This window comes from Zobellia barbeyronii (assembly GCF_018603515.1).
In the GTDB taxonomy this organism is placed as follows: domain Bacteria; phylum Bacteroidota; class Bacteroidia; order Flavobacteriales; family Flavobacteriaceae; genus Zobellia; species Zobellia barbeyronii.
In genome coordinates this window covers 783139-795278 of record NZ_JACATN010000003.1, presented here as the reverse complement: position 1 = coordinate 795278, position 12140 = coordinate 783139, and the positions used below count along the sequence as shown (strand labels likewise).

Here is a 12140-nt window from a genome sequence, read left to right as displayed (position 1 = left end):
ATGAAAAAAGGTTTGTTGAACATATTAAAAGGTAGGTTTTTGGTGAGCGATGATGCTCCTAAGAACTGGCTGTTCATCATTTTTACTTCTTTTCTTGCGACTATAATGATTGGTAGCTCGCACAGTGCAGATAAAAAGGTGCATCAAATAGCTGCGTTGAACGAAGAGGTAAAAGAGCTTCGTAATGAGTTCGTAGATGCGCGCTCAGATGTACAGCAGTTAAAACTGGAGTCTACTGTAATGAACATAGTTTCAGAGAAAGGGTTGTTTCCTTCACAGGTGCCACCCAAACAAATAAGAGTTAAGTCTAATAAGATAGAAGAGTAGTGGCAGTAACGGAAAAAAGCATATTAACCCGGGTGTACGTTGTAACGGCGTTCATGTTCTTGTTCGCTATCGCGGTGCTATTCAAATTGGTGAATATCCAGTTTGCACAGGGCGATAAGTATAAGGCCTTGGCTATGGAGCGAACCGAGAAGATGTTTACCATTGCTCCCAACCGTGGTAATCTGTATTCTGATGATGGAAGCCTTTTGGCAACTTCCGTTTCTCGCTATACCATCCGTTTTGATGCGGTTACGGTAAGCGATGAGGATTTTAGACAAAATATAGTGCCTTTATCCAATGCGCTTTCAAAAATGTTAGGTAAGCCGTCTTCTCATTATCAGAAGTTATTGAGAAAGGCTAAAGTGAATAAAAACAGATACGCGCTTATCGCTAGAAATCTAGATTATTCAGAATATATAACCGTAAAGGATTTTCCTCTTTTTAATAAAGGTCCGTACAAAGGAGGATTGATTATTGATCAGAAAACGGTAAGAGAACACCCTTTAGGAAAAATTGCCGAGCGTAGTGTTGGGTATGAAAATGTAGATGATGAAGGGTATTACTCTGGTGTTGGCTTGGAAAGAGCTTATGGAGAGTATTTAAGAGGGGTGCAAGGAAAAAGATTAAAGCAAAAAATTGCCAAAGGCCAGTGGAAGCCAATTGGGTGGGAGAATATTGTTGAGCCTAAAGATGGGTATGATTTGGTGTCTACCATCGATATTAATATTCAGGATATCGCCCACCACGCTTTGCTGGGTCAATTAGAGCATTATAAGGCTGATCACGGTTGTGTTATTGTAATGGAAACAGAAACCGGAGAGGTAAAAGCTATTTCTAATTTGGGTAGAACGGAAGCTGGTAAATATTACGAGCGTTTGAACTACGCAGTAGGAGAGTCTAGTGAGCCTGGATCTACTTTTAAATTAATGTCTCTTGTTGCTGCTCTTGAGGATAAGGTAATTGATACCAGTACGGTAATCGATACGGAAAAGGGTAGATGGAAAATCTATGACAGAATCGTAAAAGATTCTAAGTGGGGTGGTTATGGAAAAATATCTGTTGGTCATGCTTTTGAAGTTTCTTCAAACACGGCTTTTGCAAAAATGATTCATAATAATTACAAGAACGACCCAGAAAAATATGTGAATCGCTTAATGAGTATGAACCTTAATAAAAAGCTTGATTTACCTATTAAAGGTGAAGGTGAGCCTGTTATTAGGTTCCCTGGTGATAAGGGTTGGTCGGGTATTTCTTTGGCGTGGATGTCTCATGGGTATGAAGTTTCTATGACGCCTTTACAAGTGTTGACCTTTTACAATGCTATTGCCAATGATGGTGAGATGGTAAAGCCAAGGTTGATTAAAGAAGTGAAGGAATGGGATCAGACAATCCGCAAGTTCGATAAGGAAGTTATAAATGAAGCTGTTTGTTCAAAAGAAACGGCAGCTAAGGTTCAGAAGCTTTTGAAAAACGTAGTCGAAAAGAAATACGGTACAGGCCATGGTTTGTATTCGCCTAATTTTTCTATGGCGGGTAAAACGGGTACGGCGCAAAAGAACTATGTATCTAAGGATCCAGATAAACTAAAGTATATATCATCTTTTGCAGGTTATTTTCCGGCAGAAAACCCAAAATATTCTTGCATAGTGGTGATTCATGAGCCAGACAAGAGTGTAGGGTATTATGGAGCGGATGTTTCTGGTCCTGTTTTTAAATCTGTAGCTCAAAAAGTATATGCGACATCACCATTGGTTGATGAGGTAGATATGGAAAAGATGAAAGATGAACGATTGGATAAATCGTATCAAAGATATTATGCCGAAGCTCAAAAGAATTATAAGCAAGTGCCAAATGTAAAAGGTATGAGCGGCATGGATGCCATTTCAATTCTTGAGAATCTTGGGATAGAGGTAGAAGTAAGAGGTAACGGAAAAGTAAAAAGACAATCCGTCTCTCAAGGAGAGAATATAAAGAACACTAAGAAAATTACACTAGAGCTATCGTGAAGTTGTTAAAAGACATATTGTTCGGGGCAAGCCTGACCGATGTAATCGGTTCTACCAATGTATTGGTGAATAACATCTGTTTTGATTCTAGAAAGGTCAAGATGGACGATGTTTTTGTGGCTATAAAAGGCACATTGACCGATGGTCATTTATATATAGCTAAAGCAATTGATCTTGGTGCAAAGGCTATTGTTTGTGAGGCATTGCCTGATCAGACGGTAGAAGGGGTTACTTATGTAGAAGTAAAGGATGGCAACACGGCATTGGCTATGATGGCATCTAATTTCTACGGCAATCCTTCTAAAAATTTGAAACTAGTTGGTGTTACGGGTACCAATGGTAAGACCACCATTTCTAGTCTGTTGTACCAGTTATTTAAAAAGGCTGGGTATAAGGTGGGGCTTTTATCTACTATCAAAATAATGGTAGATGAAGAAGTGTATGCTACAAGCCACACCACTCCGGATGCTTTGACAATTAATGAGCATTTGTATCTCATGAATGAGGCAGGTGTAGAGTTTTGCTTCATGGAAGTGAGTTCGCATGGTATTCATCAAAAAAGAACACAAGGGTTGGTTTTTGAAGGAGCTGTTTTTACGAACCTTTCTCATGATCATTTAGATTATCATAAAACGTTTGCCGAGTATAGAGATACCAAGAAGATTCTTTTTGATCAATTGCCGAAAAATGCTTTTGCTATTTCAAATATTGATGATAAGAACGGGGCTATCATGCTTCAGAATACAAAGGCAAAGAAATATACGTACGCTCTTAGAACTTATGCTGATTATAGAGCACAGGTTTTGGAGAGTCAGTTTGACGGTACGCTGTTAAAAATAAACGACCATGAATTATGGTCAAGGCTAATTGGGCACTTCAATGCTTATAACATGTTGGCCATTTTTGCCACAGCGGATTTGTTGGGAATGGAAACCTTGGAAACATTAAGATTGCTCAGCGAGCTTGAAAATGTAGACGGTCGTTTCCAATATTTTATATCGGGTAAAAAGATTACTGCCATAGTCGACTATGCCCATACGCCGGACGCGTTAAAAAATGTGCTGGAAACAATCAGCACTTTGAGAACTGGAAATGAAAACGTCATCACCGTTGTGGGGTGTGGTGGCGATAGAGACAGATCAAAGCGTCCGGTAATGGGTCATATCGCTTCAGAAATGAGTAACCAGGCCATTTTTACCTCGGATAATCCTAGAAGTGAATCGCCATCTTCCATAATTGAAGCCATGGAAGAAGGTGTGGAACCACAGAACTTAAAGAAAATCCTATCCATAGAAAATAGGGAACAGGCTATAAAAACAGCATGCCAATTGGCCAATGCTGAAGATATTATACTCATTGCCGGTAAAGGCCATGAGACGTATCAAGAAACCAACGGAAAACGAATTCACTTTGACGATTTTGAAATGGTCAAAGAGATTTTGAAGAGTTTGGATAAATAACAAAGACCAAATAAATAAAAGACTAGAAGCTTAAAAGATGCTATACTACCTATTCGAATATTTAGAGAAACAATACCAGTTGCCAGGGGCGAGCTTATTTCAGTTCACCACCTTTAGGGCTGCTATGGCTATTCTATCCTCGCTAGTAATCGCTACGGTATACGGTAAGCGTGTTATTCTTTTTCTTCAGAAGAAACAAATAGGAGAAAGTGTTCGGGACCTTGGTCTTGATGGTCAGAAGCAAAAAGCAGGTACGCCAACTATGGGTGGGCTTATCATTATCATGTCAACGCTAATACCGGTGTTGTTGTTTGCTAAGCTAGATAACATTTACATCATCTTATTAATCGTTACCACCCTTTGGATGGGTTTCATTGGCTTTACTGATGATTATATTAAAGTATTCAAAAAAGACAAAGACGGGCTTAAAGGTAGGTTCAAAGTTTTGGGTCAAGTAGTGTTGGGTCTTGGTGTAGGGGCAACATTATATTTTCATCCTGGGGTTACCATGAGAGAAGATTCTAGTACAATGATTACGGAACAACTTCAGGTTCGTGATGTCATGGGGCTAGAGATTAAATCAGTAAAAACTACAGTTCCTTTCTTTAAGAATAATGAATTGGATTATAGTGATTTCATTGGTTGGGCAGGAGAAAATGCTAAAGATTATGCTTGGTTAATATTCATTCCTATTGTAATACTAATTGTTACCGCGGTTTCTAATGGGGCCAACCTTACTGATGGTATTGATGGTCTGGCAGCAGGTACATCTGCAATCATTGTTTTTACACTCGGCATTTTTGCATGGGTGTCCGGTAACGTCATATTCTCAAATTATCTAGACATTATGTTCATACCCAATTCGGGAGAGCTGGTGGTCTTTATTACGGCATTTGTGGGTGCATTAATTGGTTTTCTTTGGTACAATGCTTTCCCTGCACAGGTTTTTATGGGAGATACGGGTAGTTTAACTATTGGAGGAATCATTGCTGTAATCGCCATAATAATTAGAAAAGAATTATTGATTCCCATTTTATGTGGAATCTTCTTTGCCGAGTCATTATCGGTTATGATACAAGTAGGTTATTTCAAGTACACCAAAAAGAAATTTGGAGAAGGAAAACGTGTTTTTCTGATGTCTCCTATCCATCACCACTACCAAGTAAAGGGGTATCACGAAAGTAAGATTGTAACCAGGTTTTGGATTGTAGGTATTCTTTTAGCAATTATTACGGTCGTCACTTTGAAAGTAAGATAAGATGAAGAGGCTAGTAATTTTAGGAGGAGGCGAAAGTGGAGTAGGCACAGCCATCTTGGGTAAAAAACAAGGGTATGAGGTTTTTGTATCCGATAGAGGGAAAATTAAAGAGAAATATAGAAAAGTTCTTGAGCATTTTGATATTGATTGGGAAGCTGAAAAGCACACGGAAGCAAAGATTCTGAATGCCGATTTGGTCATGAAGAGTCCTGGTATACCAGATACGATTCCGTTGGTAAAGGCATTGCACGAAAAGGCAATTCCTGTTGTTTCTGAGATTGAGTTTGCATCAAAATATACAGATGCTACTTTGATCGGAATAACGGGAAGTAATGGTAAGACAACCACGACCATGTTGGCGAATCATCTTTTAAAAGAAGGCGGTCTTAATGTGGGTATGGCGGGTAACATTGGTGATAGTTACGCCAAAATGGTAGCTGAAAACAATTTTGATTTCTACGTTTTAGAAATCAGCAGTTTTCAACTGGATGGTATTGTGGATTTTAAACCGCATATCGCCATTCTAACAAATATTACTCCGGATCATTTGGACCGGTACGATTACAAATTTGAAAATTATGTCGCTTCAAAATTCCGCATTGCGGAGAACCAAACCGAAGAAGACTATTTAATATACGACGCAGATGATCCCGTAATTATTGCATGGCTTCAAAAGCACCCCGTTAAATCAAAACTGCTCCCTTTTTCCATTAAGCGAGAACTGGAAGAAGGCGCATATTTACAGAACAACAACATTATACTGAACACAAATAACGAGACATTGAAAATGACAAAAGAGACATTAGCACTAGAAGGAAAACACAATTTAAAAAATAGTATGGCGGCAATGACTGCGGCAAAGTTAGTAGGCATTAGAAAAGCATCTATACGTGAGAGTATTGCTAATTTCCAAGGAGCGCCCCACCGTCTAGAAAATGTATTAAAAATACACCATGTACAGTATATAAACGATTCTAAGGCAACTAACGTAAACTCTGTGTTCTATGCGTTAGACAGTGTTAAAACACCTATTGTATGGATTGTTGGTGGACAGGATAAAGGCAATGATTACAAAGAATTGATGCCGTTAGTACGTGAAAAAGTAAAAGCTATAGTTTGCTTAGGCTTGGATAACGAGAAGATCAAAGATGCTTTTGGCAATGTAGTTGATCTTATGGTAGAGACTTTCGCTATGGAAGAAGCTGTAAAAGTAGCTTACAAGATTGCTGAACGTGGAGATACCGTTTTGTTGTCACCTGCATGTGCCAGTTTTGATTTGTTTCAGAACTATGAAGACCGTGGAGATCAGTTTAAAGCAGCAGTAAAAACATTATAAACAAGAGTAAACAGTGAACGCATTTTTTGACAATATCAAAGGAGATAGAGCTATTTGGGCCATTGCGGCCCTCTTGGGCTTGTTTTCGTTTTTACCGGTATATAGCGCAAGTAGTAATCTGGTCTATGTAGTGGGGAACGGAACTACTTTTGGGTATTTGGTAAAGCATGCATTGCTATTGTCTCTGGGGTTTGGTATAATTTACGGAATACACCGTATTCCTTCGCATTTCTTTAAAGGGCTGTCACTAATTGCGATGCCTTTAGTTTTGGTTTTGTTAGTGTTTACCTTGGCTCAGGGTACAACAATAGGTGGGGCTAATGCCAGCCGGTGGATCAGTGTTCCCATAGTTGGTATTTCGTTTCAAACATCCAACCTAGCTGCGGTGGTGTTAATGATATATGTAGCTCGCTACTTAAGTAAGGTGCGCCACAAAGAAATCACATTTAAAGAAAGTATTTTGCCTTTGTGGATTCCCGTTTTTTTAACGGTAGCCCTTATTTTACCGGCAAACTTTTCAACGGCAGCTATTATTTTTTCAATGGTGCTTTTGCTTTGTTTCTTAGGAGGATATCCTATAAAATATTTAATGGGAATAATTGGGGCTAGTGTTTTGAGCCTTGCCTTTTTTATATTGACAGCCAAGGCAATTCCTGGGTTGTTTCCCAATCGTGTAGATACGTGGATCAGTAGAGTAGAAAATTTCGCGGACTCAGAAGATACAGAAGGTGATTATCAGATTGAACGCGCCAAGATTGCTATTGCTACTGGTGGAATAGTTGGGAAAGGTGCAGGAAAAAGTATTCAGAAGAACTTTTTGCCGCAGAGTTCATCAGATTTTATTTACGCTATAATCGTTGAGGAATACGGTTTGGTGGGCGGTTTTGCATTAATGTTCTTTTACATGTTTTTGCTGTTCCGTATAGTGGTAGTAGCTAATAGTAGTACTTATATTTTTGGTAAACTGGTGGTGCTAGGTGTAGGACTACCCATTGTTTTTCAGGCTTTAATTAATATGGCCGTAGCGGTAGAACTTTTTCCGGTTACGGGACAGACCTTGCCGTTAATAAGTAGTGGTGGTACCAGTAGCTGGATGACCTGTTTGGCCATTGGTATTATTTTAAGTGTGAGCAATAAAAATTTAAGTGTGGAAAAACCATCCGCAGATATAGACGAAACGAATCCTTTAGAAGTACTCAGTGGGCAATTATAAATTTATACTCTCTGGTGGTGGAACAGGTGGGCATATTTACCCAGCAATTGCTATTGCGAACGAATTGAAAAGAAGACATCCTGATGCGCAATTTTTATTTGTAGGCGCTCAAGATAGAATGGAGATGGAAAAAGTGCCTCAAGCGGGTTACGAGATTGAAGGATTATGGATTAGTGGGTTACAAAGGAAACTGACCCTTAAAAATTTAATGTTTCCTTTTAAAGTGATAAGTAGTTTGATAAAAGCTGGTAAAATAGTGCGAAGATTTAAACCTGATGCCGTGATTGGTACAGGTGGCTTTGCTAGTGGTCCTATGTTAAGGGTTGCCGCAGGTAAAGGTGTGCCTTGCGTATTGCAAGAGCAGAATTCGTATGCCGGTATTACTAACAAATTACTTAAGGATAAAGTGGCCAAGATTTGTGTGGCCTATGATGAGATGGAACGATTTTTTCCAAAAGATAAAATTGTAAAGACTGGAAATCCCGTTCGTGGAGATTTGGTCGAAATGGTCGCGGATAAAAATGAAGCGTTGGATTTCTTTGGATTGAAAAAAGGAGTGCCTACACTTTTAATTTTAGGTGGTAGCCTTGGGGCAAGACGAATCAATCAGTTGGTGGCTCAGAACCTTGAATTTTTCAAGAAAACCGGAGTGCAGTTAATATGGCAGTGTGGTAAACTTTATATAGAGGAATATGCTAAATATAGCTCTGATACGGTTAAGGTGCTGGATTTTATGAACCGTATGGATTATGCCTATGCCGCTTCCGATATGATTATATCACGAGCAGGTGCAGGATCCGTTTCGGAGTTATGTATTGTGGGCAAGCCTGTAATATTTGTGCCTTCGCCTAATGTGTCGGAAGACCATCAGACAAAAAATGCACGTGCGCTTGTTAATGAGAATGCAGCCATACTGTTGAGAGAAAGTGAGCTGGATGAAAAGTTTGAAAACGTATTTTCTGAACTTTTTCAAGATAAAGCAGAGCAAAAGAACTTGGGCGATAACATTAAGAAATTAGCGTTACCAAATGCAACAAAAGATATTGTTGACGAAATAGAAAAATTAATTGGGAATGCCACCAGTAAATAAAGGCATGAGAATTGGTAGAAATGGACTTAAAACGCATACATAACGTATATTTTATTGGCATCGGAGGCATAGGTATGTCTGCCCTGGCACGTTATTTTAAGTTCATAGGAAAGAGTGTTGCTGGTTACGATAAAACGCAAACACCACTTACAGAAGAGCTTTCTGGCCTAGGTATAGATATTCATTATCAAGATGATATTACCATGGTTGCTGACGGTTTCAAGAATAAAGAAAACACACTTATAGTATATACGCCTGCAGTTTCTGTAGAGCATGAGGAGTATCAGTATTTCTTAACCAATGGTTTTGAAATTAAAAAACGTTCCGAAGTTCTCGGAATCATTACCAAAGACAGCTTTTGTTTAGCGGTAGCAGGTACTCATGGTAAAACAACCACTACAAGTATATTGGCACATTTGCTAAAAGAAACGGGAGTAAGTTTTACTGGCTTTTTAGGAGGGATATCCGAAGATTTCAATAGTAACTTTGTTTTTGAAGGTACGGACTATTCTGTAGTAGAAGCAGATGAATTTGATAGGTCTTTTTTAAGGTTGTTCCCTAATGTGGCCTGTATTACTTCTATGGATGCAGATCATTTAGATATTTATGGTAACCCAGAAGAGTTGCAAAAATCATTCATAGAATTTACCAATAGAGTAGCGCCAGATGGAGCACTTTTTGTTCGCAAAGGCTTGCCTTTAGAAGGTATTACTTATGGAATTGATGATGATGCGGATTACTGTATTACTAATCTTAAAATAGAAAACGGCAGTTATATTTTTGACTTGATAATGCCTGATGCTACGTTGGTTAACGTAAAATTCAACAAGCCAGGGAGACATAATTTACTAAATGGACTGGTAGCTTTTGCTATGGCGCTGCACACAGGTGTGTCTGCGGATAAATTAGCAAATGCATTGGCAACTTTTAAAGGTGTTCAAAGACGGTTTTCATATAAAATAAAAACAGAAAATTTTATTTTTATAGATGATTATGCACATCATCCTACGGAGATAAATGCGGTTTATGATGCGGTTGCAGAAATGCACCCTAATAAAAAAACTTTGGCAATTTTTCAACCACATCTCTTTTCAAGAACTAGAGATTTCGCGGATGAATTTGCTAAAAGTCTTTCAAGATTTGACAGTGTATTATTATTGGATATCTATCCAGCAAGAGAAAAACCGTTAGAAGGGATAACTTCGGAATGGTTGTTGGAGAAAATTAGTAATACCAAAGTAAAAACAATTCAGAAATCCAAATTAATAAACGAGATAAAAGAGCAAAATCCGCAAGTACTTATCACCATGGGTGCTGGAGACATAGGTTTAGAGGTCAATAAGATCACAAAAGAATTGCAAGATGCACATTAATTATAACTACATAAAGCTATTAGCCTTAATCGTTGTAATAACGGGGCTTTACGCATTTTCTAGTCAAAGAAGTGCGAATAGAAACGTAAAGGGAATTGCGATTGAATTCGTGGAAAATCAACACTTATTCATCACTGAAGGCGCGGTTAATAAATTGTTAATACAAAAATTCGGTAGTCTGGAAAACATGCCTAAAGAAAAATTAGCTTTGAATACCATCGAGAAGGCCATTGAGGCCAACAAAATGGTGAAAAGTGCCCAAGTTTTTCTTACAGTAAGCGGTGAACTAGCGTCGAAAATCATTCAACGTACACCAATCGGACGTGTAGAAGGGGATTCAAAATATTATCTTGACGAGGATGGAAAGCAAATGCCATTGTCAAATAGCTACTCAGCACGTGTGCCTATGATTACAGGTAACACAACAGATGAAGGCTTAGCAGATGTCTATAAGATTTTGAATTATATCAATACGGACGAGTTTCTTAAGAAGAACATCATTGGGTTGCATATCGTAAACGAAGAGAAGTACGAACTTCGTTTTCGAACCGAAGAGTTTGTTGTCAATTTGGGAGATGTAGAAAGGTTGAAAGAAAAGTTTAGCAATTTCAAGGCATTTTACGCCAAGGCAAATAAAGACAAAACTCTGCAGAACTATGATGTTGTTAATCTAGAGTTTGACAATCAAGTAGTATGCACCAAAAATTAAGTTATGGAAGTAGGTAATTATTCGGTAGGATTAGACATTGGAACAACCAAAATCGTAGCTATAATCGGTAAGAAAAACGAGTATGGTAAGATTGAGGTTCTTGGTATCGGTAAATCTAAAAGTTTAGGTGTACACCGTGGTGTTGTGAATAACATTACGCAAACCATCCAATCCATACAACAAGCAGTAGAAGAAGCTGAAGTTAATTCAGGTTTGAAAATTGGATCTGTTGTTGTGGGCATTGCCGGGCAGCATATAAGAAGTCTGCACCATAGCGATTATATCACTAGGCCAGATTCTGAAGAGGTTATCAATGACGAGGATTTGGATAAGCTTTGTAATCAAGTTTACAAGCTGGTAATGCTTCCAGGTGAAGAAATCATTCACGTACTTCCGCAAGAATATAAAGTGGACGGACAGGCAGAAATCAAAGAACCGATAGGTATGTATGGTGGCCGTCTTGAAGCTAATTTTCATGTGGTAGTAGGTCAAGTATCCTCTATCAAGAATGTGGGAAGGTGTATCAAAAGTGCCGGTCTAGATTTAGGAAATATTACATTGGAGCCTTTAGCTTCTTCTGATGCCGTTTTGAGCAAAGAAGAAAAAGAAGCCGGTGTAGCATTGATTGATATAGGAGGTGGTACTACAGACTTAGCCATTTTTAAAGATGGTATTATCCGTCATACAGCAGTAATTCCTTTTGGTGGTGGTGTAATTACCGAAGATATCAAGGAAGGATGTTCAATTATTGAAAAGCAAGCAGAACTTTTAAAGGTAAGGTTCGGTTCCGCTTGGCCAGGAGAAAATAAGGATAATGAAATAGTTTCTATACCCGGTTTACGTGGTAGGGAGCCAAAAGAGATTACCCTTAAAAACTTATCAAAAATAATTCATGCACGTGTTGTTGAAATCGTTGAGCAAGTTTATGCTGAAATCAAGAATTACGGTCATGATGAACAAAAAAAGAAACTAATTGCAGGTATAGTTCTTACAGGTGGAGGAAGCCAGTTGAAGCATTTAAAGCAATTGGTGGAATATATTACGGGTATGGATACACGTATTGGGTACCCTAATGAACATTTGGCAGGCGATTCAGATGCCGAAATCGCTAGTCCGTTATACGCTACCGCTGTTGGTCTATTGATGAACGCAGTAGAGAGTGAGAATAAAGGTAAAGCTGAAGTAAAAGTTAAAGAAGAGCTTGTAGACGAGGGAGAACTTGTTATGGCAGGCCATGAAGAAGAAGAGCATCAGCAGCAAAATTCGGCAAAAGTTCAACAAGAACGAAAATCGGTATTTGACAAATGGTCAGAGAAGTTAAAAGACTTTTTGGATAACGCCGAGTAAAAAACGACACACACATTAACC

Annotated in this window: 10 protein-coding genes; all 10 read left to right on the top strand. The window is 38.5% G+C overall.

The annotated features are described in order from the left end of the window. From HW347_RS11880 to ftsA, 10 genes are read left to right on the top strand one after another with little or no spacing between them, the layout of a single operon-like run. Positions 1 to 327, top strand: coding sequence for an FtsL-like putative cell division protein (locus HW347_RS11880; RefSeq protein ID WP_194533907.1), 327 nt, complete (start codon positions 1 to 3; stop codon positions 325 to 327). Then, positions 327 to 2333, top strand: coding sequence for a penicillin-binding protein (locus HW347_RS11875; RefSeq protein ID WP_214612039.1), 2007 nt, complete (start codon positions 327 to 329; stop codon positions 2331 to 2333). Before HW347_RS11880 ends, HW347_RS11875 begins: the two co-directional genes overlap by 1 nt. After that, on the top strand, positions 2330 to 3793 hold the full coding sequence (locus HW347_RS11870) for a UDP-N-acetylmuramoyl-L-alanyl-D-glutamate--2,6-diaminopimelate ligase (protein WP_214612038.1): 1464 nt from the start codon (positions 2330 to 2332) through the stop codon (positions 3791 to 3793). The genes HW347_RS11875 and HW347_RS11870 overlap by 4 nt, the downstream gene beginning before the upstream one ends. 37 nt (positions 3794 to 3830) lie before the next feature. After that, entirely contained in the window at positions 3831 to 5051 is a 1221-nt protein-coding gene (gene mraY / locus HW347_RS11865; protein WP_155597655.1) for a phospho-N-acetylmuramoyl-pentapeptide-transferase, read from the top strand. Between the two features lies 1 nt (position 5052). Next, positions 5053 to 6387, top strand: a complete 1335-nt coding sequence (murD, locus tag HW347_RS11860; RefSeq protein WP_214612037.1) for a UDP-N-acetylmuramoyl-L-alanine--D-glutamate ligase — start codon at positions 5053 to 5055, stop codon at positions 6385 to 6387. 13 nt (positions 6388 to 6400) lie between these two features. Continuing rightward, complete coding sequence (locus HW347_RS11855; RefSeq protein ID WP_214612036.1) at positions 6401 to 7600, top strand: FtsW/RodA/SpoVE family cell cycle protein; 1200 nt, start codon at positions 6401 to 6403, stop codon at positions 7598 to 7600. Next, positions 7587 to 8690, top strand: a complete 1104-nt coding sequence (murG, locus tag HW347_RS11850; protein ID WP_214612035.1) for an undecaprenyldiphospho-muramoylpentapeptide beta-N-acetylglucosaminyltransferase — start codon at positions 7587 to 7589, stop codon at positions 8688 to 8690. The genes HW347_RS11855 and murG overlap by 14 nt, the downstream gene beginning before the upstream one ends. A 20-nt stretch (positions 8691 to 8710) precedes the next feature. Continuing rightward, positions 8711 to 10063, top strand: coding sequence for a UDP-N-acetylmuramate--L-alanine ligase (gene murC, locus HW347_RS11845; RefSeq protein ID WP_214612034.1), 1353 nt, complete (start codon positions 8711 to 8713; stop codon positions 10061 to 10063). After that, entirely contained in the window at positions 10053 to 10772 is a 720-nt protein-coding gene (locus HW347_RS11840; RefSeq protein ID WP_214612033.1) for a cell division protein FtsQ/DivIB, read from the top strand. Before murC ends, HW347_RS11840 begins: the two co-directional genes overlap by 11 nt. 3 nt (positions 10773 to 10775) lie before the next feature. Further along, positions 10776 to 12119 carry a cell division protein FtsA gene (gene ftsA / locus HW347_RS11835; protein ID WP_214612032.1) on the top strand — a complete coding sequence of 448 codons (1344 nt, stop codon included), beginning with the start codon at positions 10776 to 10778 and terminating at the stop codon, positions 12117 to 12119. Positions 12120 to 12140 lie beyond the last annotated feature (21 nt).

Coding starts and splice junctions, on each gene's coding strand:
- HW347_RS11880 (WP_194533907.1), top strand. CDS start 1: ATGAAAAAAGGTTTGTTGAACATATTAAAAGGTAGGTTTTTGGTGAGC.
- mraY (WP_155597655.1), top strand. CDS start 3,831: ATGCTATACTACCTATTCGAATATTTAGAGAAACAATACCAGTTGCCA.
- murD (WP_214612037.1), top strand. CDS start 5,053: ATGAAGAGGCTAGTAATTTTAGGAGGAGGCGAAAGTGGAGTAGGCACA.
- murC (WP_214612034.1), top strand. CDS start 8,711: ATGGACTTAAAACGCATACATAACGTATATTTTATTGGCATCGGAGGC.
- HW347_RS11840 (WP_214612033.1), top strand. CDS start 10,053: ATGCACATTAATTATAACTACATAAAGCTATTAGCCTTAATCGTTGTA.
- ftsA (WP_214612032.1), top strand. CDS start 10,776: ATGGAAGTAGGTAATTATTCGGTAGGATTAGACATTGGAACAACCAAA.